This is a genomic window from Mesorhizobium sp. B2-8-3 (genome assembly GCF_006440815.1).
GTDB lineage: Bacteria > Pseudomonadota > Alphaproteobacteria > Rhizobiales > Rhizobiaceae > Mesorhizobium.
This window is the reverse complement of sequence record NZ_VFTW01000043.1, coordinates 1-22,860: the sequence shown is the minus strand read 5'-3', so window position 1 is coordinate 22,860 and position 22,860 is coordinate 1. Positions and strand designations below refer to the sequence as shown.

General features: G+C 63.9%; 16 protein-coding genes and 2 pseudogenes. 11 read left to right on the top strand and 7 right to left on the bottom strand.

All coding sequences use genetic code 11. The features are described from left to right. Positions 1-14: 14 nt before the first annotated feature. Genes FJ418_RS31160 through FJ418_RS31150 form a run of 3 tightly spaced genes read left to right on the top strand, consistent with a single transcriptional unit; the run spans position 15 to position 3,568 of the window. Positions 15-1,556: an ABC transporter ATP-binding protein gene (locus FJ418_RS31160; protein WP_140872089.1), complete on the top strand. Its 1,542-nt coding sequence runs from the start codon at positions 15-17 to the stop codon at positions 1,554-1,556. Then, the gene (locus FJ418_RS31155; protein ID WP_140709154.1) at positions 1,540-2,634 is read left to right on the top strand and encodes an ABC transporter permease; all 1,095 of its coding nucleotides are present in this window, start codon (positions 1,540-1,542) and stop codon (positions 2,632-2,634) included. Before FJ418_RS31160 ends, FJ418_RS31155 begins: the two co-directional genes overlap by 17 nt. Before the next feature lie 13 nt (positions 2,635-2,647). Beyond that, on the top strand, positions 2,648-3,568 hold the full coding sequence (locus FJ418_RS31150) for an ABC transporter permease (RefSeq protein ID WP_140654072.1): 921 nt from the start codon (positions 2,648-2,650) through the stop codon (positions 3,566-3,568). 173 nt (positions 3,569-3,741) lie between these two features. On the opposite strand, the gene FJ418_RS31145 is transcribed toward FJ418_RS31150, so the two are convergent. After that, positions 3,742-5,073, bottom strand: a complete 1,332-nt coding sequence (locus FJ418_RS31145) for an aspartate aminotransferase family protein (protein ID WP_140872087.1) — start codon at positions 5,071-5,073, stop codon at positions 3,742-3,744. Positions 5,074-5,171: 98 nt separating this feature from the next. Continuing rightward, positions 5,172-6,149 (bottom strand): LysR family transcriptional regulator, encoded by a 978-nt coding sequence (locus FJ418_RS31140; protein WP_181167160.1) that lies wholly within the window; start codon positions 6,147-6,149, stop codon positions 5,172-5,174. A 116-nt stretch (positions 6,150-6,265) separates the two neighbouring features. Between FJ418_RS31140 and FJ418_RS31135 the strand changes: the two genes are divergently transcribed. From FJ418_RS31135 to FJ418_RS31110, 6 genes are all read left to right on the top strand, one after another. After that, complete coding sequence (locus FJ418_RS31135; protein ID WP_140872085.1) at positions 6,266-8,713, top strand: FAD-dependent oxidoreductase; 2,448 nt, start codon at positions 6,266-6,268, stop codon at positions 8,711-8,713. Next, positions 8,710-11,175, top strand: a complete 2,466-nt coding sequence (locus FJ418_RS31130; RefSeq protein ID WP_140872083.1) for an FAD-dependent oxidoreductase — start codon at positions 8,710-8,712, stop codon at positions 11,173-11,175. The genes FJ418_RS31135 and FJ418_RS31130 overlap by 4 nt, the downstream gene beginning before the upstream one ends. Positions 11,176-11,189: 14 nt before the next feature. Next, complete coding sequence (locus FJ418_RS31125; RefSeq protein WP_140654063.1) at positions 11,190-12,752, top strand: trimethylamine methyltransferase family protein; 1,563 nt, start codon at positions 11,190-11,192, stop codon at positions 12,750-12,752. Positions 12,753-12,907: 155 nt separating this feature from the next. Next, positions 12,908-13,873: a glycine betaine ABC transporter substrate-binding protein gene (locus FJ418_RS31120; RefSeq protein ID WP_181167159.1), complete on the top strand. Its 966-nt coding sequence runs from the start codon at positions 12,908-12,910 to the stop codon at positions 13,871-13,873. 40 nt (positions 13,874-13,913) lie between these two features. After that, the gene (locus FJ418_RS31115; RefSeq protein ID WP_246683295.1) at positions 13,914-15,014 is read left to right on the top strand and encodes a betaine/proline/choline family ABC transporter ATP-binding protein; all 1,101 of its coding nucleotides are present in this window, start codon (positions 13,914-13,916) and stop codon (positions 15,012-15,014) included. Beyond that, positions 15,011-16,531, top strand: coding sequence for an ABC transporter permease subunit (locus FJ418_RS31110; protein WP_210243176.1), 1,521 nt, complete (start codon positions 15,011-15,013; stop codon positions 16,529-16,531). Before FJ418_RS31115 ends, FJ418_RS31110 begins: the two co-directional genes overlap by 4 nt. 168 nt (positions 16,532-16,699) lie before the next feature. On the opposite strand, the pseudogene glnQ reads toward FJ418_RS31110, so the two are convergent. Then, positions 16,700-16,927, bottom strand: a pseudogene (glnQ, locus tag FJ418_RS31105) (glutamine ABC transporter ATP-binding protein GlnQ); the annotation flags it as partial. Positions 16,928-16,931: 4 nt separating this feature from the next. Here glnQ and FJ418_RS31100 point away from each other — a divergent pair. Beyond that, a pseudogene (locus FJ418_RS31100) lies at positions 16,932-17,321 on the top strand (amino acid synthesis family protein); the annotation flags it as partial. 286 nt (positions 17,322-17,607) lie between these two features. Here FJ418_RS31100 and guaA read toward each other — a convergent pair. From guaA to FJ418_RS31080, 4 genes are all read right to left on the bottom strand, one after another. Further along, positions 17,608-19,173 carry a glutamine-hydrolyzing GMP synthase gene (gene guaA, locus FJ418_RS31095; protein ID WP_140654059.1) on the bottom strand — a complete coding sequence of 522 codons (1,566 nt, stop codon included), beginning with the start codon at positions 19,171-19,173 and terminating at the stop codon, positions 17,608-17,610. A 70-nt stretch (positions 19,174-19,243) separates the two neighbouring features. Further along, complete coding sequence (locus tag FJ418_RS31090; RefSeq protein ID WP_140872081.1) at positions 19,244-19,882, bottom strand: 5'-methylthioadenosine/S-adenosylhomocysteine nucleosidase; 639 nt, start codon at positions 19,880-19,882, stop codon at positions 19,244-19,246. Between the two features lie 3 nt (positions 19,883-19,885). Then, positions 19,886-20,347 carry a PaaI family thioesterase gene (locus FJ418_RS31085; RefSeq protein WP_140643944.1) on the bottom strand — a complete coding sequence of 154 codons (462 nt, stop codon included), beginning with the start codon at positions 20,345-20,347 and terminating at the stop codon, positions 19,886-19,888. 93 nt (positions 20,348-20,440) lie between these two features. Then, the gene (locus FJ418_RS31080) at positions 20,441-21,730 is read right to left on the bottom strand and encodes an RsmB/NOP family class I SAM-dependent RNA methyltransferase (RefSeq protein ID WP_140872079.1); all 1,290 of its coding nucleotides are present in this window, start codon (positions 21,728-21,730) and stop codon (positions 20,441-20,443) included. 332 nt (positions 21,731-22,062) lie between these two features. Here FJ418_RS31080 and FJ418_RS31075 point away from each other — a divergent pair, with 332 nt between their 5' ends. Further along, entirely contained in the window at positions 22,063-22,740 is a 678-nt protein-coding gene (locus FJ418_RS31075) for an MIP family channel protein (protein WP_140643940.1), read from the top strand. Positions 22,741-22,860: the final 120 nt, after the last annotated feature.

The window sequence follows — 22,860 nt, the reverse complement described above, 5'->3', positions numbered from 1 at the left end:
CGGCAGGACCCGCCATGCATCCGCGACTAGAATTGCGCAACATCTCAAAGCGCTATCCCGGCGTCGTAGCCAATGACGACGTCTCGCTGTCGATTCAACCCGGCGAAATCCATGCGGTGCTCGGCGAAAACGGCGCCGGCAAATCGACGCTGATGAAGATAATCTACGGGGCGGTGCAAGCCGATTCCGGTGACATCTATTGCGACGGCAAGCTTATCGCGGCGCATAATCCGGCGACGTCGCGCGCGCTCGGCATCGAGATGGTCTATCAGCATTTCGCATTGTTCGAGTCGGTCTCGGTGGTCGAGAACATCGCGCTGTCGGCGAGCAGCGCCTTCCATCTGCCTTCGCTTGCCGAAAAGATCCGCGAGCTTTCGCTGCGCTACGGCATGCCCATCGACCCGTATCGCCAGGTGCATGACCTGTCGGTCGGCGAGCGGCAGCGCGTCGAGATCGTGCGCTGCCTCTTACAGGCGCCAAAACTCCTGATCCTCGACGAGCCGACCTCGGTGCTGACGCCGCAGGCCGTGGTCAAGCTGTTCGATACACTGCGGCAGCTCTCGGCCGAAGGCTGTTCGATCGTCTATATCAGCCACAAGCTCGACGAGGTGCAGGAACTCTGCGACACCGCGACCGTGCTGCGCAACGGCAAGGTCACCGGCACCGCGCGGCCGAAGGAAACGACCTCGCTGGAGCTTGCCCGCATGATGGTGGGTTCCAGGCTGCCGGAAATGCATGTCAGCCCCGCCATTCCCAGCGACAGGCCGGTGCTCGAGGTCAGAAATCTTTCAGCCGACGCACGCGACCATTTCGGCGTCGACCTTAAGGATGTCTCCTTCAACGTGCATGGCGGCGAGATCGTCGGCCTGGCGGGAGTCTCCGGCAACGGCCAGGCCGAGTTGATTGCACTGCTCAGCGGCGAGCGCCGGCATGGCCAAGGCGACGCGATCAAAATCAACGGAGCGCCGGCCGCCACCTTGCGGCCCGACGAGCGCCGCAAGCTCGGCCTCGCCTTCATTCCCGAGGAACGGCTCGGGCGCGGCGCCGTGCCGTCGCATACGTTGTGGGAAAACGCCGTGCTGACCGCCCATCGCTTCGGCACGGTCCGCAAGGGTCTCGTCGACCGCCGCAAGGCCGCCGCCTTCGCCGCCGGCATCATCGACAGGTTCAAGGTCAAGGCCAACGGACCGGGCTCGACGGCGCAGAGCCTGTCCGGCGGCAATTTGCAGAAATTCATCGTCGGCCGCGAGATCGCGCTGGCGCCGAAGCTGCTGCTTGTCTCGCAGCCGACCTGGGGGGTCGATGTCGGGGCAAGCGCCTTCATCCGACAGACCATCGTCGATCTGAGCCGCGCCGGCGCCGCGGTGTTCGTCGTCTCGGAGGAACTCGACGAGCTGTTCGAGATCTGCGACCGGCTGCTCGTCATCTGTCAGGGTCGCGTGTCGCCGCCGCTGGCGCGCACCAGCACCGACCGCGAGGAGATCGGGTTGCTGATGACCGGCCGGACAATGGGCAAGGACAAGACAGGGAGCAGCAGCGTTGCGCATCAGGATTGAACAAAGGCCGGAGCCTTCGGCCACGATGCGCATCGCCGCGCCGGTGCTGGCGTCCGTCCTGACGCTGATCGTCGGCTCGGTCTTCTTCGCCTCGCTCGGGCATGATCCGCTGCCGACGCTCTATGCCTTCTTCATCGAGCCGCTGAGCTCGATGAATGGCCTCTCGGAATGGTTGCTGAAAGCCTCACCGCTGATCCTGATTGCCTGCGGACTGGCGATCGGCTTTCGCGCCAATGTGTGGAACATCGGCGCCGAGGGGCAATTCACGATGGGCGCGATTGCCGCGAGCGGCGTCGGCCTGTTCTGGCCGAACCCGGACAGCGCCCTGCTCTTGCCGCTGATGTTCCTGGCCGGGATGGCCGCCGGGATGGCCTGGGCGGCGATCCCCGCCTTCCTGCGCTCGCGCATGAACACCAACGAGATCCTGGTCACGCTGATGATGACCTATATCGCGACGCTGTTCCTGTCCTATCTGGTGCATGGACCATGGCGCGATCCCGCCGGCTTCAACTATCCGCAGACGGCGCTTCTGCCGGCGGCCGCGATGTTTCAGTCCTTCGATCCGGCCTACCGGGTGAACTCCTCGATCTTCATCACTGTCGTCGCCGTGCTTTTGATGTGGCTGTTCGCCGACCGCAGCTTCCTCGGCTACAAGATGTCGGTCAGCGGCGCGGCCCCGCTCGCCGCTCGCTATGCCGGCTTTCGCGAGTCGGCTGCGGTGTGGATCGGATTGCTGGCTGGCGGCGCCGCGGCAGGCATTGCCGGCATGGCGGAAGCTGCCGGACCGCTCGGACAGCTTTCGCCGCAGATTTCGCCCGGCTACGGCTTTGCCGCCATCATCGTCGCCTTCATCGGACGTCTGAATGCCTTCGGCATCGTGCTCGGCGGGCTGTTGATGTCGCTGCTTTTCCTCGGCGGCGAAGGCGTGCAGATGACGCTTGCCCTGCCCTCGGCCCTGACGCGCATCTTCCAGGGCATCCTGCTGTTATTCCTGCTCGCAGCCGACTTCTTCATTTTCTATCGCATTCGCCTGGTGCGGCCGGCCCCTGATGCGCATGCGCCCGAGACGGCGCGATAGCGGGAGAAATCGGATGGAACTCTTCATCGCCATCTTCACCGGCACCATCATCGCCGCCACGCCGCTGATCTTTGCAGCACTTGGCGAGCTCGTGGTCGAGAAATCCGGCGTGCTCAATCTCGGCATCGAAGGCATGATGCTGATGGGTGCGGCGCTTGCTTTCTGGGCGGTCACCGCCGGCTATCCGATGCCCGTTGCAATCCTCGCCGGCGCGCTGGCCGGCGCTGCCGCCTCACTGCTCTTCGGCGTGCTGGCGCTAACCTTCCTCACCAACCAGTATGCCGCCGGCTTGGCGCTGGCGATCTTCGGTTCCGGCGTGTCGGCATTCATCGGTCGCGGTTTCGGCAGCGATCCGATCGAAGCGCTGCACGGCGTCAGCATGCCCATCCTCTCCGACCTGCCGGTGCTCGGCCCGCTGCTCTTCCGCTTCGATCCGCTTGTATACCTGGCACTCTTGATGTTCGTGGCGATCAGTTGGTTCCTTTATCGCACCAAGGCAGGCCTCATCCTGCGCACGATCGGGGAATCGCCGCAGACCTCCCACGCCATCGGCTATCCGGTGATCCGGATCCGCTACATGGCGGTGCTGTTCGGCGGGCTGATGGCAGGCCTCGCCGGCGCCTATCTGTCGGTCGCCTACACGCCGCTCTGGGTCGAGAACATGACCGCGGGCAAAGGCTGGATCGCCTTGGCGCTGGTGGTCTTCGCGACATGGCGGCCGCTGCGTGTTCTGCTCGGCGCCTGGCTATTCGGCGGCATGACGATCCTGCAACTCCAAGGACAGGCTCTAGGCCTTCAGGTCCCATCCGAACTGCTGTCGGCCCTGCCTTATCTGGCGACGATCGTGGTGCTGGTGCTGATCTCGCGTAACCGCCAGATATTGGCGCTGCATTTTCCAGCCTCGCTGGCAAAACCGTTTCGACCGGCCGGTTGAGACCCGCCTTTCGCACGTTGTTGCCAGCGATTGCCGCATGGATCGTCGGTGAGCTTTTTCGATATCCGGGGCCGCGCGCTATGTTCAGCAGGTCACATCAACAAGATCGAGAAAATTGACCAACGGGACCCAAATCATTTCATCCAAATCTCGCTATTGACGCCAAGAGCGGGTCAGCAAGATGTCGCCATGCGGAAGCTGCGCACGAAGCTGTCCACCACATTGTCGAGGTCGGCCATCGACAGGCAGAGCGGCGGGCACATTCTGATGACGTTGCGGTACGGACCCGAGCGGCTGGCGACGAGGCCCTGACGCCGGGTTTCCTCGAAGACCTGCAAGGTTGCTTCGGGCGCCGGCTCCTTCGTTGCGCGGTCCTTCACCAGCTCGATGGCGAGCATCAGGCCTTGTCCCCTGACGTCGCCGATCAGCGGGAAATCTTTCTTTAGCTCCTGAAGCCTTTCCTTCAGCGCGCCGCCGACCTTGGCGGCATTCTCCTGCAGCCGCTCGTCGCGCATCACCTCGAGCACCGCGCGGCCTGCCGCGCAGGCGACGGGATTGGCGCCGTAAGTGTGGAACAGGAACTTGTCGGCCATGGACTCCGCGACGGCGCGCCTGGCAATGACGGCGCCGAGCGGAATGCCGTTACCGACACCCTTGGCGACGACGACGATGTCGGGAACGACGCCATGCGATTCGAACGCCCAGAAGGCATCGCCAGTGCGTCCGACGCCGGACTGCACCTCATCGATGATGCAGACGCCGCCCGCCGCCCGCACGCGTTCGAAAGCGCCGGCGATGTAGCCGGCAGGCATCGGCACGATGCCGCCATAACCCTGCACCGGCTCGATGATCATGCCGGCCAGCCGGCCGCTGGTCGAGCTGGATATGGCGCGCTCGACCTCGTTCAGATATGGCTGCACGCCTTCGCCGTGGACGCCGCGATACTGATTGGGCTCGGCTACGAACGTCACCCCGCCGAGTTGCGGCACCTGATGACGAAAACCGGCTATGCCTGTTACCGACTGGGCGCCGAATGTGGCGCCGTGATAACTTGAGCCGAGCGCCAGCATGTCGATGCTGCCGGTGTGCGAGCGCGCCATCAGCAAGGCAAGGTCGATCGCTTCGGCGCCGCTGTTGGTGAAATGCACGACCCAATCGTGACCGGCCGGCATCGTCGCCACCAGTTCCTCGGCGTATTGGGCGGGAACCGGATGGTAGAACATCGTCGTGCAATGCGTCAGCTCGCTCACCTGCTCGGTGGCGGCCTTGACCACCTGCGGATGGGCGTGGCCGACCGAGATGCACAGGTTCATGCCGAGCAGGTCGATGTATTTGCGGTCCTTCTCGTCCCAGACATATTGGCCCCTGCCGCGCTTGAGGATCAGCGGTTCCTTATAGGGAACGAATTTGCGCTGTGAGGCCGAATAGAAGCGGTTCCGCCGATCGACAATCGCCTCGGTCGACCAGTCGATGTCCAGACTTGAATGGACGTGCGGAGCGTTCATGCCGTATCTCCAGTGTTGCGAATTCCGGAGATTGAAAACACGGAATGCGTGGCGCGCACACCGGCAAAGCTCGTCATCAGGATAACTGATGAAGCTGATTAGTCGCTCCTCGAGGGGCGGTCGAGCGTGTAGCAGTCGGCCGGAAGGCCGGGCAGGCGCGTGCTGATCGCCTGGGTCAGCACTTCCGCGGTGCGGTCGGCGAAAGCCTCGGGGATATTTCCGAGTTCGCGCTCACGCGCCACCAGCAGAATGTTGCGTGACAGGCTGGTGAAGGGCAGAGGATGGACGTCGATCTCCATGCCTTCCGCCAGGCCATCGATGAGCAAGGTCGGCGTCAGGATGGCGAAGCCCATGCCAGCGGCCACCGGCGCCATCACCACACTGGAACGATCGCCTTCCATGGCGCGCGCAATCTCGATGCGCAGCCGGCTGAGATGCTGATCGACGCGCAGGCCGACAGGCGTCTCGCGCGAGAAGCGCACGAAGGCAAGCTTCTTGGACAGCTTGACGATGTCGCCGACATCGCCGGCAAAGCCTTTCGGCGTCACCAGCAGGAATTTCTCGGTCATCACCGGATAGCGCGTCAGCCCCTCGATCTCGAACAACTCTCCCGACGTAACCGCAAGGTCGGCGCGGCGAGCGCGCAGCAAGGCGACGTGGTCGGTAGCGAGCCCCGCGAACAGGCTGAGTTCGGGAATGCCGAAGTTCTTGCGGGCCAGCACCGAAAGCGCCGGCGCCAGGGTGGTCGCGATCGACGCCAGAAGCGCGATGCGCAAAAGCGGCAGCGGCGCCGCGTTGACGCGCCGCGCATCCGTGCGCAAGCCCTCGACCTCGCTCAGTATGGCGACCGCGCGGCGATGCAAGGCGATGCCGGCCTTGGTGAGCTCAATCGGTCGCAGATTGCGGTCGATCAGACTGACGCCGAGCGCGCTTTCCAGATTCTTCAGATGCTGGGAAGCGGCCGATTGCGTCATGCCCAGCATCTGCGCCGCCTGCGTTACATGCCTGGTCTCTACGATGGCGACGAACACCTCGATCGACCGGAACAGATTGAAATCGAAACTGCCGCTCTTCACCCGCAACTCCGCCCTCAAGGCTCCATAAGTTTTCCTAATGTTGCGAAATTTAGGTTGAGCGCAAGAGGCTTGGCGGAAAAGATCGCCCGGTTCGATCCAGCAAAGGTAGCTACAAGGTGAATGACAGCGCACGCATCGTGATCATTGGCGGCGGAGTCATTGGCCTCGGCATAGCCTATCACCTGGCTGAATTGGGTGTGAGCGATGTCGTCCTCCTGGAACGCCACCAGCTGACCAGCGGCACTTCCTGGCATGCAGCCGGAATCGTCGGTCCGTTGCGCGCCAGCCTCAACCTGACAAGGCTGGCGCAATATGCGACCGAGCTGTTTCCACGCCTCGAGGAGCTGACCGGCCAGGCGTCCGGCTACAGGCGCACCGGCGGCCTCTGGCTGGCGCGGCGTCCGGAGCGCATGGACGAGTTGAAGCGCATCGCGCATATGGGCGATGTCTGCGGCCTGACGGTGGGGATCGTCGATCAGACCGGCGTGGCGGAACGCGTGCGCGGCATCGTTGCCGACGGGGTTGAAGGCGCGCTCTGGGTCGAGGAAGACGGTCAGGCCAATCCGGTCGACATCTGTGCCGCCTACGCTAAACGTGCGCGCGCCGCCGGGATTCGCATCCTGGAAGGGGTTTCTTGTTCAGGCATAGTGACCCGCAATGGACGGGTCGCGGGTGTGAGGCTCGCCTCGGGCGTCACCATCGATTGCGAGATCGTCGTCAACTGCACCGGCGCCTGGGCGCGCGATGTTGGTGCTCTGGCCGGCGTTCCGGTGCCACTGCAGGCGGTCGAGCACATGTATGTGGTGACCGAGCCGATCACCGGCCTGCAGGATCCGTTCCCGATCCTGCGCGACCTCGACGAAGGCATCTACATCAAAGGCGATTCCGGCAAGCTGGTGCTGGGCGGGTTCGAGCCGAATGCCAAGATCTTCGACGTCCGCGGACCGGCGGGTGACAGGCCTTTCCTCGAACTGCCGGAGGATTGGGAGCAGTTCGAACCGTTCATGTCTGCCGGGCTGAAGCTTCTGCCGGCGCTGTCCGATACCGGCATACGGCATTTCATGAATGGGCCGGAGAGTTTTACGCCGGATACACGTCCGCTGATGGGCGAGTCGCCCTATCTGCGCGGCTTCTATGTCGCCGCCGGCTTCAACTCGACCGGCATGATGTCGTCGGCCGGTGCCGGCAAGGCGATGGCCGAGTGGATCGTCGACGGCGAGCCCGGGCTTGATCTCTGGGCGCTCGATATCGCCCGTTTCGACCGCTCGGCTGCGGCGCGTTCCTTTGTCGGCGCCAGGATGGAAGAATCAGTTGCCGATCTCTTCCGCATGCACTGGCCCTACAAGCAGGCAACCGCCGGTCGCGATGTGAGGCGTTCCGCCTTCCATAGGACCTTCGCAGAAGCCGGCGCCGTGTTCGGCGCACCGACCGGCTGGGAGCGGCCGCTGTGGTTCGGCGGAGAGGAGACGCGCGGCTACTCCGTGGGAACCCAGAAATGGTGGGGCGCGGCCAAGGCCGAAGCCGAGCGGATGGCGCAAGGCGTCGGATTGTTCGAGCTTTCGCCCTTCACCAAGATCGACGTGCGCGGACGCGACGCGGCCAAGCTGATGCAGAGGCTGTGCACGGCCGATGTCGACCGGCCCGAAGGCCGCGCCGTGTATACACAGATGCTCAATGCGCGCGGCGGCATCGAGGCCGACGTGACGGTCGCGCGGGTCGGAGCGGATGCTTTCCGTGTGATCTCGGGTGCAGCGACAAGGCAGAAAGACCTCGCTTGGATTAGCCGCCATGCCGAAGATCTTGGCCTCAATGTTTCGGTCTTCGACGCCACATCCGCTGAGGCCGTTCTCGGCATCATGGGGCCGCGCTCGCGCGACCTGCTGCAAGGCCTGACCGACGCCGATCTTTCCGATGCGGCATTTCCATTTTCCACCTCACAACGCATAGATATCGGCACCGCCAACGTCCGCGCCATCCGAGTCAGTTTTGTCGGCGAGCTCGGCTTCGAACTTTACGTGCCGGTAGAGCATGCCGAAAGCGTGTTTGCCACGATCATCTCGGCTGGCAGCGGCTATGGCTTGGCGCTTTGCGGGCACTACGCACTCGATGGCTGCCGGTTGGAAAAGGGCTACCGCCATTGGGGACACGATATCGGTCCGAAGGACACGCCATTGGAGGCGGGCCTCTCTTTTGCGGTATCCTGGAAGAAGAGCGATTTCATCGGCCGCGAGGCGCTGCTTAGGCAGGAGGCCGAGGGCGTACAGCGCCGGCTGATGCATTTCGCCATTGAAGGAGCTAACCCCCTTCTGCTGCATGACGAGCCGATCTATCGAAACGGCAAGCTGGCCGGATTGACGACCTCGGGCGGGCTCGGCGCGCGCACGGGTCTCAGCCTTTGCCTTGGCTACGTCGCCAGCGATCCGGGCGAGCCGAAAACGCAGCTCTTTCAGTCTGACTACGAAATCGCGGTCGCCGGCACACGCTACAAAATGCGTACGCTCGACAAACCGCCTTACGACCCAACCGGAATGCGCATGCGCGGACATGCGGAGGAGACGCTATGAGACAACATGCCCGCGTGGTCATTATCGGCGGTGGCGCCATGGGAGTGTCGCTGCTCTATCACCTTGCCAAGCGAGGCTGGAGCGATGTCATGCTTGTCGAGAGACAAGAGCTGACGGCAGGCTCAACCTGGCATGCGGCGGGGCTCTGCACGCATTTCGCCCACAATGCAACGATCATGGAGATGCGCGCCCATTCGGTGCGGCTCTATCGCGAGATACTGACCGCCGAGACCGGACTGCCAACCGGCTTCCATGCCAGCGGCGCGCTGCGCATCACCCGCTCGAAAGCGCGCATGGATGAGTTCCGCCATGTGCAAGGGCTCGGCCGGTTCGTCGGTCATGACTTCCACATCCTCAGTCCAGCCGAGCTCAAGGATATCTATCCGCTCTGCCACACGGACGAGGTCATCGGCGCAATCTACGAGCCTAATGACGGCCATGTCGATCCGACACTGGCCACCAATGCCATGGCCGCTGGCGCGCGCTCGCGTGGCGCCGAGATCGTGCGGCACAATCCGGTACTGGGGATCGAGCGCAAGCCGTCCGGCGAATGGCTGGTGCGCACGGAGCAGGGCGACATCGTTGCCGAGCATATCGTCAACGCCGCCGGCACATGGTGCCGAGAGATCGGCGCAATGATGGGCATCGACTTGCCTGTCGTGCCGATGCTGCACCAATATGTCGTGACCGACACCGTTCCGGAAATCGCCGAGCGCATCGCCGCCGGCGCCAAGGAACTGCCGATCATCCGCGATCCGGAAGAAAGCTGGTACCTGCGCCAGGAGCGCGACGGCTACATCGTCGGCCCTTATGAGAAGTCGGCCCATCCGTGGGCGATCGACGGGGTGCCGCCGGAGTTCGGCATGGAATTGCTGCCGCCCGATCTCGACCGCGTCGAGCACATCATCGCGCTGGCCATGGACCGGGTGCCAGCGCTCGCCAATGCCGGCATCAAGACAGTGGTCAACGGCCCGATCACTTTCACGCCCGACGCCAACCCGCTGATCGGCCCTGCCTTTGGCCTCGGCAATGCATGGCTGCTCACCGGCTCCAGCATGGGCGTGATGGAAGGCGGCGGCGCCGGCCGTTTCCTTGCCGACTGGATCACCGACGGGGCGCCGCGCAGCGATGCGCTCGCCATCGATCCGCGCCGCTTCGGCAACTATGCCGACCGCGACTATCGCATCGACAAGGCGGTCGAAGGGTTCGGCCTGCAATTCGGGATCCACTATCCCAACGAAGAACGCGACGCCGGCCGGCCGCGTCGCACGACGCCGGCGCTGGACCTTCAAAAAAGCCAGGGCGCCGTGCTGGGCGTCGCCTATGGCTGGGAGCGGCCAAACTGGTTCGCCGTCAAAGGCGCCGACCGCGATCCGCCGCTGACCTTCCGCAAGCCCGGCTGGTTCGACGCCGTGCGTGGCGAGTGCCTTGCCGTGCAGGACAGCGTCGGCGCCATCGACCTCTCCGCGTTTTCCAAATTCGAGATCGGCGGGCCCGGCGCCAGCGCGTTCATGGCGTCGCTCGGCGCCAACCGGCCACCCGAACGCCTCGGCCGCATCGGCCTCATTCACGTGCTGACGGCGAATGGCGGCGTGGCGTCGGAATTTACCGTGACGCGCTTCGGCGATGACGGGTTCTATCTCACCAGCGCCGCCCTCGCGGAAAGGCATGACGAGGATGTGCTGCGCTCGCGCGCCGCGTCTTTTCCTAGCGTGACGATCGACAACGTCACGGAAAGACGGGGGGTGCTGGGGGTGATGGGACCACGCGCCCGCGACCTGCTGGCAAAGATCTGCGAAGCGGATCTGTCTAATACGGCATTTCCCTGGCTTTCCGCGCAGATCATCCGGGTGGCGGGCATCAAGGCGGCTGCACTTCGGGTCTCCTATGCAGGTGAGCTCGGGTGGGAATTGCATGTGCAGCTCGCGCAATTCGGTAAGCTTTACGAAGCGGTCGCCAAGGCCGGCGCGCAGTTCGACCTACGTCCGTTTGGCATCTATGCGCTGAACGCGATGCGGCTGGAAAAAAGCTATCGCGGCTGGGGCGCGGACCTGACCACCGAGCGGACGCCGCTGGAGGCTGGATTGAGCGCTTTGGTCAAAACCGAGGGGCGGACATTCGTCGGCCGCGAGGCGATGCTGGCACGCGTCGGCGACAGCTCCTGGACAATGGCGTTGCTCGAGATCGACGATGACGGTGAACGTCTGCCTTTCTACGCCCACGCGGTGATGCAGGCAGGCCGCCCCGTCGGGATCGTCACCTCCGGCGCGCGTGGTTTCCGGACCGGCAAGACGCTTGCCCTCGCCTATCTGCGGCCCGGCATCTCGCCGCAGCAATTGACGGTTTCCATCCTCGGCCGGGAGTTCTCCGCGCGTGAGCTTCGCGAGGCGCCTTACGACCCAGCCAATATGCGGCTTCGCGGACTTCAGCCCGCCGAGCAGTCTGCCTTAACGCCCGCTTGATATCGGAGCAGACCATGGACAAGGAAGCGACGATCACCACCGAAACGCATGCTCCGAGAACCGGCGGCCGCGCAGGAAGGCTCGGCCAGCGCAGCGCGCGGCAGGCGCCGCGGCGCCCCTATATCCGCCGCAGGATCGGCACCTTCAACATCCTCGATGAGGAGGGGCTGAGCCTGATCGAAGCCAATGCCGACCAGTTGCTCAAGGAAGTCGGCATGGAATTCCATGACGATCCCGAGATCCTCGATATCTTCCGCAACGCCGGCGCCGACGTGCAGGGGACGAGGGTACGCTTCGAGCCCGGCATGTGCCGCAAGATCATCCGCGCCACCGCGCCTTCGCAATTCAAGCAGCATGCGCGAAATCCCGAGAACACGGTGATGATCGGCGGCGACAATACGGTGCTCTGCCCATCCTGGGGACCGCCCTTCGTGCATGACCTCGATCGCGGCCGCCGCTACGCGACGATCGCGGATTTTCGCGATCTGGTGAAGATGCACCAGATGATCCCGCATCTGCATCATTCGGGCGGCGTCGTCTGCGAGCCGGTCGACCTGCCGGCCAACAAGCGCCATCTCGACATGCTCTATACCCACATCCGTCATTCGGACCGCGCCTTCATGGGCGCGTTCATCGGCTCGAAGCGGGCGCAGGACGCGGTCGACATGGCCAAGATCGTCTTCGGCGAAGAATTCGTCGCCAACAACGCCGTGCTTTATAACGTCTCCAACACCAATGCGCCGCTGGTGCTCGACGCCAACATGTCGGGCTCGCTGAAGGTCTATGCGCGCAACAACCAGCCGGTCGCCTGCACGCCCTGGACACTGGCTGGCGCGATGAGTCCTTGCACCGTCGCCGGCACGCTGGCGCAAGTGCTGGCCGAAGCGCTGGCCTGCCTCAGCCTCGTGCAGTTGATCAATCCCGGCGCGCCCTGCCTGATGGGGAGCTTCGCCAGCACCATCTCGATGCAGAGCGGCGCGCCGACCTTCGGCACGCCGGAGGCCGGCAAGATGGTGCTTGCGTGCGGGCAATTGGCGCGGCGCGTCGGCGTGCCGTTCCACACCGTCGGTTCGCTGTCGGCTTCCAAGCTTCCCGATGCCCAGGCCGAGCAGGAGGCGACCTGGGGTATATTGATGTCGATGTTTGCCGGCGCCAATGTCATCAACCACGCCACCGGCTGGCTCGAGGGTGGGCTAGTGACCGGCTTCGAGAAGACGGTCATCGACGCCGACCTCTGCGGCAAGCTCGCCAGCCTGTTCGAGGGCATCGATCTTTCCGTCAACGCGCAAGCGATGGAGGCCATCGAGGCAGTCGGGCCGGGCTCGCATTTCCTCGGCAGCGAGCATACGCAAGCCAACTTCCTTTCCGCCTTCTACCGATCCTCCATCAGCGACAACAATTCCTTCGAGCAGTGGAACGAGGAAGGACGGCTGGATGCCGCGCAGCGCGCCAACCGGCAATGGAAGCGGCTGCTCGAGGACTACCACGACCCCGGCCTCGATCCGGCGATCGACGAGGCGCTGCAGGCCTTCATTGCCAACCGAAAGGCCAGTGAGCCCGATCAAGCCTATTTCTAGAGCGACCTGGCTCAGAGCACGTTGCGGAACGCCAGCGACCTTATGCACTCCATCGATTTTCCTTATGTGGTGAAATTTGGGATGGATTGCCTGCATGTTCCGCTAACCTGATGGGTAGACTGAATGAAATCAGCGCAACCAAGTTGGGGAACACCATGAAAGGCTACCTGCTCAAGACCGCGCTCGGCGTCCTTCTGCTGACGCCCGCGGCTTCTTCTTATGCTGCCGACGTGACGATGCCAGACCCGAATTACGCCACCGCGACGGCGGTCATGAACGTCATCAAGAACGCGGCCGAGCAGGAACTGGGGCTGGACGTCTCGACGGTGACGACCACCGCCGTTCCGGTGATCTGGGAAGCGATGAATCGCGGCAAGGGCGAGGTCGATATCTGGCCGGACGTCTGGTTGCCCAACCAGCAAGGCCTTGTCGACAAGTACGTCAAGGGCGCTGGCACCGTGAAGCTCGCCCAAAACGGCTACGAAGCCAAGCAGGGCTATTGCGTCACCCAGGTCACGGTCGACAAATATCACATCAAGGATGTCTCCGATCTCGCCAACCCGGACAACGCCAAGCTGTTCGACACCAATGGCGACGGCAAAGGCGAGATGTGGATCGGCGCGTCTGGCTGGCAGTCGACCAATATCGAGAAGGTCAGGGCGCGTGACTACGGTTTTGCCGATTTCTTCGACCTGCAGGTCACCGACGAAGCGGTGGCGGCGGCCTCGCTCGACCGCGCGGCGAAAGCCGACAAGCCATGGGTCGGCTATTGCTACAGCCCACACCAGAATTTCGCCCGCTACAAGCTCGCCTTCCTGACCGAGCCGAAGAACGACCCGGCGAAATTCGTCGTCGTGCAGCCCAACGACGATCCGCAATGGTTCGAAAAATCGAAGGTGTCGTCGGCCTATGCTGACACCACCGTGCATGTTGCCTATGCTGCCACGCTGGCGCAGCGCCAGCCGGACCTGACGGCGGCGCTGGAGCGTATGAGCTTCAACCCGGACGACATCTCGAAATGGGCATACGCTATCATCGTCGACAAGAAGCCGGCCGACGAGGTGGCCAAGGAGTGGATCAAGGCCCATCCGGGCGACGTGGCAAAGTGGTTCGGCCACTGAGCGGAGTGGCGCACGGCGACCATGGCCGGGAAGCGTAGGCGTGGACGCCGTGTCGGCCAACCTGAACCATAAGCGGAGCGGCTCGGCCGCTCCGCCCGCTATCGTCATGAACGGCGTCTGGAAGGTGTTCGGTCCGCGCGCGCCCGAGGCCATGGCATCCATCCTGCGCGACAGGCTGGACAAGGAGGACGTGGTCAAGCGGTTCGGCTGCGTCGTCGGCGTGGCCGATGTCAGTATCTCGGTCGCGCCCGGCGAAATCTTCTGCGTGATGGGTCTGTCGGGCAGCGGCAAATCGACCTTGATCCGCCATATCAACCGACTGCTCGAACCCTCCGCCGGCGAGATTTTCGTCGACGGCGAGAACATCATGACGAAGACGCCTGCCGAGTTGAGGACGATCAGGTCGCGCAAGGTCAGCATGGTGTTTCAGAGCTTCGGGCTGCTGCCGCACCGCACAGTGCGCGACAATGTCGCGCTGCCGCTGGAAATCCAGGCGGCGAGCAAGCAGCAACGCTTCGACGTCGCCGAGGCAGCGCTCGCCAAGGTCAATCTCTCGGGATGGGGCGACCGCTACTGCCACGAGCTTTCGGGCGGCATGCAGCAGCGCGTCGGCTTGGCCCGCGCGCTGGCGGCGGATTCGGCTATCCTTCTGATGGACGAGCCGTTCAGCGCACTCGACCCGCTGATCCGGCGTCAGCTTCAGGATGAATTCCTGGAACTCTCGCGGTCGATGGGCAAGACAGTGGTGTTCATCACCCACGACCTGGATGAAGCGATCCGTATCGGCGACCGCATCGCCATCATGAAGGACGGGGTCATCATCCAGATCGACACGCCCGAAGACATCGTGACGGCTCCCAGGCACGACTATGTGGCTAAATTCGTCGCCGACATTTCGCGGCTGAAGGTGATCACCGCCGGTCGCATCATGGAGTCCGTCAGCGGTTTCAGCGCAAAGAACCCGCAGTCGGACGTGAGATCTTTGCGCCGGGTTGTCGCGCAGCAGCCGCTCGGGGAACTGGTGGAACTCGCGGCCCAGGATGAGTCGCCGCTGGCCGTGACGGACGCAGAGGGAACAATTGTCGGCGTCGTCGACAGGCAGCTTCTCCTGGATGGATTGCGAAAGGGCGGACAATCGTGAACGCCCGTGATCCGCACGCCACTGGGCGGCTCGAACCGCCGACTGAAGGCCGCCTGGTCGAAGAGTTCGCCGTTCAGAACCCGCATTATTATGTCGGCCGCTTTTCCCACATCCGGCGGGCGCAAAATTCTGTCTGGCCCTTCAACGTCGCAGCCGCGGTGCTCGGTCCGGTCTGGGCGGCGGCGCGTGGCATCGCGGTGCTGTTCTGGATCGTCTTCTTTCTCGAAATGCTCGCGGTCGTTCAGGTCGGCATCGGCGCGGTCGGCAATCTCGGCGCGGCCGAGCAGGCGCGCGCCGAGCGGCTGACCAAGCAAGCTACGGCGCGGGCCGAACAGGCACAGGCGGCGCAAGCTTCAGGCGCGGACAATGCCGAGGGTTTGAAATCGTCGGCCGCGGCGTTGCAGAGAGCCGCGGACAAGGCAAGCGAACAAGCACAGGCGGCCGGGCAGAAAGCGCCTTTGCTGATCGGAACGGGCCTTTTGACGCTGCTTTTCGCGCGGATCATAAACGGGTTTCTTGCCAACCGGCTGCTCGAGCGCCGCTTCGCCCGCTGGCGATCGAACCAGGCTTTGGGGCATGGGCTCAACTATCCGCTTGCGCTGTGCGCGTTTATCTTCTGCATCTTGGCCTATGGCCTCTCAATTTACCGTTTCGCCTGGGCAAACCCGGCCGGCTGGATCATGGCGGCGCCTTCCAATCGCGATTGGCAGGTTGGCCTGTCGTCGGGGCTGGATGGGCTGATGGAAGGGATATCGCATGCGGGCGAAGGCTTCTTCGGCGCAGTCACCGGCGGCATATCGCTGGTACTCGACGGTCTGTCCTACGCGCTGACCGGCATGCCATGGCCGGTGACGATGGCGGTCATCCTGATCCTCGCCTGGCAGTTGGCCGGGTCGCGGGTCACCATCTTCACCGCCGCTGCGCTCGCTTATCTCGCCCTGCTCGGCTTCTGGGAAAAAAGTCTCGAAACGGTGGCGCTGCTTGGAACCTCGGCGGTGCTTTGCCTGGTGATCGGAATCCCACTTGGCATCTGGTGTGGCCGCAGGCCGCGCGTCTACACCGCCTTGCGGCCGGTGCTGGACTTTATGCAGACCATGCCGGCCTTCGTCTATCTCATCCCGGTGATCGCGCTGTTCGGCATCGGCAAGCCGCCTGGTGTGATCGCCACGCTGATCTTCGGCACGCCGCCCGTCGTGCGGTTGACGGCGCTTGGCCTGCAAGGCGTTCCGCCGGCAATCCGCGAAGCCGCACAAGCCTATGGCGCCACGCGATGGTTCCTGCTGACGCGGGTTGACCTTCCTCTCGCCATGCCGTCGATCATGGCCGGCATCAACCAGACCATCCTGATGTGTCTTTCGATGGTGGTCATCGCGTCGCTGATTGGCGCCAAGGGGCTCGGAGAAGACGTACTCAATGCCCTGCAATACGCCGCTGTCGGCCAAGGTTTGCTCGCGGGCTTCGCCATTCTGCTCTGTGCCATGGTGATCGACCGCATCGTGCAGGGACGAGCCAGGTAAAGTCCACCATCAACGGTGCCGCGTCGCTATTCGACTGGATTCTGTCTTCTGCCTTCCCAGGAAGGCTAAAGCGCGTCGCGCTGAAGCGGATTCAGGCGACGCGCTTTAAGCCTTGTTTTCATGCATGTCGTTATCGCAAAACCGCTGCACACTTTTGCGCGACATGCATTAGCGCTTCAATATCTGGCTGAGAAACAGCTTCGTCCGATCATGACGCGGGCGGCCGAAAAATGCGTCTGGCGTGCCCTTCTCGACGATCTGTCCGGCATCCATGATGAGGACGCGGTCGGCCACTGCCCGGGCAAAGCCCATCTCATGCGTCACGCACACCATGGTCATGCCGTCGCGGGCCAGTCCGGTCATCGTCTCCAGCACCTCCGAGACCATTTCGGGGTCGTATCGCCTGCTCGCGCTTATGCCGGCGGAACGTATCGAAAGCTATGGCAAGGCCGCGGCCGTCGGGGTCGCAGGCGAGATCGAACACGCCTCGGCCATGATCCACACGCTGCGCTTCGGCAACGTGTTCCGCGACGCCGTCGGCGGCACGACCTACCTCGAATTCTGCAACACGCGCAACGCGCCGGGCGCGCTGCTGTCGCTGCCGATGATGCACAAGAGCGAGAACGGCCGGCGCTCGCATTTCATCACCGCCAACTTTCAGATCGCCGACGGCCCGGCCGCGGACGAGATCGTCGTGGCCATCGGCGCGGCGTACGGTGGCCGGCTCCATCCGCGGATTGCGGACCGCTTTCAGGACATGAAAGAGATGGAGCAGGAGGCCGCTGGATAAGCGCTTGTGCGCAACACGCTGGCGTTGTTGTCGATAGTCCGCTTCAGGAACGAGCAAGGCCCGCTTAAACGGCCGAGACGAGGGGCAAAGCAGACACGCCTTTACGCAGGCAATTCTACGCTACAGCGCTCGCACCATTCGAAAGCACTTTACGGGATGCGGGCCCAGATCGGCCTGCCATCTCGAAGATGGAGATCCCCAGTCGAGTAAGAGTGAGACATGAAGGCAATTCATAGGGCAGCGAAAACCACCGCCGAAACTAGGCTATCGCCGCCGTTTGTATCCGTCACTCCCACTCGATTGTGCCGGGCGGCTTCGAGGTCACGTCGTAGACGACGCGGTTGATACCCTTGACCTCGTTGATGATGCGGGTGGCGGCCGCACCCAGGAAGTTCATGTCGTAGTGGTAGAAGTCGGCCGTCATCCCGTCGACGGAGGTCACGGCACGCAAAGCGCAGACGAATTCGTAGGTGCGGCCGTCGCCCATGACCCCGACCGTCTGCACCGGAAGCAGCACCGCGAAGGCCTGCCAGATCGCGTCGTAGAGTCCGGCCTTGCGTATCTCGTCGAGATAGATGGCGTCGGCCTCGCGCAGGATCTCCAGCTTCTCGCGCGTGATGCCGCCAGGGCAGCGTATGGCGAGGCCGGGACCGGGGAACGGATGGCGGCCGATGAAGCTTTCGGGCAGGCCGAGCTCCTTGCCGAGCGCCCTCACCTCGTCCTTGAACAGTTCGCGCAGCGGCTCGACCAGCTTCATGTTCATGCGCTCGGGCAGACCGCCGACATTATGGTGCGACTTGATCGTCACCGACGGGCCGCCGGAGAAGGAGACGCTTTCGATGACATCGGGATAGAGCGTGCCCTGCGCCAGGAAATCGGCGCCGCCGAGCTTCTTCGCCTCGTCCTCGAACACTTCGATGAACAGGCGGCCGATGGTCTTGCGCTTCTTTTCGGGATCGGCCTCGCCTTCCAGCGCCGAGATGAAGCGGTCGGAGGCATCGACCAGGATCAGCGGCAGGTTGTAGTGCTGGCGGAACATCTCCACCACGCTTGCCGCCTCGTCCTTGCGCATCAAGCCATGGTCGACGAGGATGCAGGTCAGCTGGTCGCCGACCGCTTCGTGGATCAGAAGTGCGGCGACCGAGGAATCGACGCCGCCCGAGAGCGCGCAGATGACCTTGCCCTTGCCGATCTGCTTGCGGATCGTTTCGACCGCGTGCTCGCGATAGGCGCGCATCGTCCAGTCGCCCTCGATGCCGGCGATGTTGTGGACGAAGTTCCGGAGCAGCCTGGCGCCGTCCGGCGTGTGCACCACTTCCGGATGGAACATGATGCCGTACATCTTGCGCTCGATATCGCCGAAGATGGCGAAGGGCGAGCTTTCCGACTTGCCGAGCACCTTGAAGCCCGGCGGCAGTTCGATGACGCGGTCGCCATGGCTCATCCACACCTGGTGGCGCTGGCCGGGCGCCCACAGGCCTTCGAACAGCGGGCTCTCCTTCTCGATCTCGACGAAGGCGCGGCCGAACTCGCGGTGGTTGGAGCTTTCGGCGACGCCGCCCATCTGCACGCAGAGCGCCATCTGGCCATAGCAGATGCCGAGCACCGGCACGCCGGCGTCGAAGACGACTTGCGGCGCGCGCGGGCTGCCGATGTCGGTGGTCGAGGCCGGACCGCCCGACAGGATCACCGCTTTCGGCTTGATGCGCTTGAAGGCCGCTTCGGCCGATTGGAACGGCACGATCTCGGAAAAGACGCCGGCCTCGCGGATGCGGCGGGCGATAAGCTGGGTGAACTGGCTGCCGAAATCGACAATCAGTACGGTGTCGGTGTGATTGGCTGTCGTCGTCATGGCGAGCCTTTAGAGAAAGAAACGAGTCGGCGCAATGGGCTCAGCGCTGCGGCTTTCCGTCCTTTTTGGCCTATCCCAGCCGGATTGCGCCGGAGACGACCGCCTGCTCCAGCAAGTCGATGGCAGCGGCCAGCTTCTCGTCGATCACGTGCAGATATTCCGTCCAGTCATTGACGTGCCTAAGATCGGCTGCGCCGTCGGAAATGCCGCGCAGGCCGACCAGCGGCACGCCGAACAGCTGGCAGGCGCGCAAGCAGGCGAAGGTCTCCATGTCGACCATGTCGGCATCGATGACGTCATAGGCGGCGCCGGAAATGATCGCGCCGCCGGTCGAGAGCGAGGCGGCCTTGACACCCGGGATGACGAAAGGCAGCGGCACCGTCACCGGCAGGTCGAGGAAAGGCGTCGCGCCCTTCTCGAAGCCGAGCGGCGAAGCGTCCATGTCGCGATAGCTCACCGACACGACCTGGTAGATCTCGGCCTGTTCCAACTTGCGGCTGCCGGCCGAGCCCAGCGAAACAACCAGGTCCGGAAGCACTCCCTCGGCTTTCAACGCCGCAAGCTCGGCGCCCAGCCTGACACCGGCCTCGACCGGGCCGACGCCGGTCATCAGCGGCGTGAACAGGTTTTTCAGGTGCGGGCCGTATTCGGCCTCGACCGCCATGACGAAGAGAACCGCCTTGCCGGCAATCTGAACTGCACCCGCCATGGATCAGCCTTCTATTCCGTCGCGGCCGACCACCGTCATCATGGTGCCGGTCATGGTGGCGATCAGCTTGGCCTCGCCGTCGGCGGCGAAGGCATAGGCCTGGCCGTCGGCGACGATGATGGTGCGGCCGGGTTTGGTCACGGAACCGCGGAACAGGAACCGCTCGCCCCTGCCCGGAGCCAGGAGATTCACCTTGAACTCGATGGTCAGCACGCTGGAATTCTGCGGCATCAGCGAAAACGCGGCATAGCCGCAGGCCGAATCCAGCGCGGTCGAAATGACGCCGGCATGCAGGAAGCCATGCTGCTGGGTAAGCGAGGCGGAATAAGGCATCTCGATCTCGATGATGCCGGGCGTCACCAGCGTCAGCTCGGCGCCGATCGTGGCCATCGCCTCCTGCCGGGCAAAGGACGCCCTGACGCGTTCCTCGAAGTCGGGAGCCGGTACGATCTTGGCTGCTGCCATGGCGCTTTGCCTCATATTGCTGGCGAAGTTTATTGCAGAGCCCGGCAAAACAGGCAATCCTTTATGCTGCAGCGCAGCAAAAGCCGGTTGTCTTCAAGCAGCCCGGCGCAAGGCGTGGAAATAGAACCCGTCGGTGCCGCTCAACGCCGGTGACAGCGAGATGCCGCCGCCTTCGCCGATACGCGCGGCCCCTTCATGACCAGGGAAGCGGCCATCCCAGAGCTGACGATGATCGACCGGCGCAAAGCCTTCATGGCGCTCGCGGAAGGCCGCGACCTGCTCGCCGTTCTCGGCATCGAACACCGAACAGGTGATGTAGACCAGCAAACCGCCCGGCTTGACGAAGGCCTGCGCGGTGTCGAGGATCGCCTGCTGCTCTCCCTTGCGGGCATCGAGCTGCCTCTCGGTCAGCCGCCATTTGGCGTCGGGACGCCGCCGCCAGGTGCCGCTGCCGGTGCAGGGCGCGTCGATCAGCACGATATCCATGTGGTTGGCGAGCGGCGCAAGCTCCGCGGGCTTGCTGACGACCTGGACGTTGCGGTTGTGCGAACGGCGGATGCGCTCGAAGATCGGCGCCAGCCGCACCTTCTCCGCATCATGGGCGAAGAGCTGGCCCCGATTGTCCATCTCGGCCGACAGCGCCAGCGTCTTGCCGCCGGCGCCGGCGCAATAGTCGAGCACCTGCATGCCGGGCGCGGCGCCGGCAAGTGCCGCGGCAAGCTGCGAACCCTCGTCCTGCACTTCGAACCAGCCTTTCTGGAAGGCCGGCTCGGCCTGCACGTTGGGGTGCCGGCCGTCGCCGTCGATCGGCGGGATGCGGATGCCGTGCGGCGCGATCGCCGCCGGCGCGGCACCCGTGCCCTGGAGCTCGGCCAGCACCTTGGCACGATCGGCCTGGAGCGTGTTGACCCTCAGATCCAGCGGCGGGCGCTGCGCCAGGGCGGCGCCTTCCTCGACCCAGGCCTCGCCATAGGCTCGCTCGAGCAGCGGCGCGCACCAGTCCGGGATATCGGCCCGCACCACGTCGGGCGCGTCGGCCAGCCTGCGGCCGGCGGCTGCCTTCAGCTCGCCGGCGTCGAGCAGCGGCGGCGCGAATTTGTCGCCATCGAGCGCGTCGTTGAGCGACTGCGCCGTCTGGCCCCATTCCAACAGAAGCGCGCCAAAGCCGATGGCGCGCGGCGTGTCCTCGCCGAACAGCCAGCCGGCCGAGCGTTTGCGGCGCAACGCGTCATAGACGATGTTGCCGATCGCCGCGCGATCGCCGCCACCGGCGAAGCGATGCGACAGGCCCCAGTCGCGCAGGGCGTCGGCCACCGGCCGGTGACGCCGGCCGATGTCTTCCAGAATCTCTATCGCCGCCGCCAGCCTTCCGCCCAGTCGCATCCTGTTTTCCGTAGCTGTTTACAAATCGGGTCCAGCCCGCTCTTAAAGCCTTTCAGGCCAGGATTGAAACAGTTCCATTCGGTTTGCCGATGAAATGACGTTTCAAGACCGGACGATTTGGCCGAACGGTTTTTTGCATGGCGAGAGGTGCGGCCGGGAAACAAGAACAATCGATCAGAACATGAAAGACTTCTAATGTTTTGATTGACGCCTGCAAGAAAGCCGACCGGCTTAACCTCCCAGCTTTGCAAGTGTTGTCCACAGGAATACTCTTCCACCAGTGATTCGCGGCGCGGGAAACGCGGTTTGGCGGGTCCGACAAGGAGAGGGCAATGAAGACTTATCTGGCAGAAGTTCTCGGCACATTTTTGTTGGTGTTCATCGGCACCGCCTCCGTGGTCACGGGCGGTTTCGGCGGCGCGCTGCCGCTCGGACAGGAAGGCATCGGCCTGGCGTTCGGCATCGGTCTGATCGCCGCGGCCTATGCGATCGGCCCGATCTCGGGCGCGCATCTCAATCCGGCGGTGACGCTGGGCGTGTTCCTGGCGGGGCGGATGCCGGCCAAGGATGTCGTCCCCTACTGGATCGCGCAGGTCATCGGCGCCATCATCGCCTCGCTGGCGCTGTGGATCATAGTATCGGGCCAGGCTGGCGGCCACACCGGCGGCTTCGGCGCCAATGGCTGGGACGAGACGAAATGGGGCATGAGCTCGGCCTTCCTGTGGGAGCTGATCGGCACCTTCACCTTCGTCACGGTGATCCTCGGCGTCACCAACGCCAAGCACACCACCGCCTTTGCCGGCCTGGTCATCGGCCTGACGCTGGCGGGGATCCACTTCGCCATGATCCCGGTGACCGGCACCTCGGTCAATCCGGCGCGCTCGATCGGCCCGGCGCTGTTTTCGGGCGGTGCTGCGCTCAGCCAGCTCTGGCTGTTCATCGTCGCGCCGCTGATCGGCGGAGCGATTGCCGGCGTCGTCGCCAAGGCCGGCATCTTCGAAAAAGACTGATAGCTCTGGATAAATGCAAAAAAGGCGCGGGCATGACCCGCGCCCTCAGACTGCTGACGAACCCCGTCGATTTTCGGCGGGGTTTTGTTTTATGTAATTGAAGAGTTTTGAGAAGTTCGT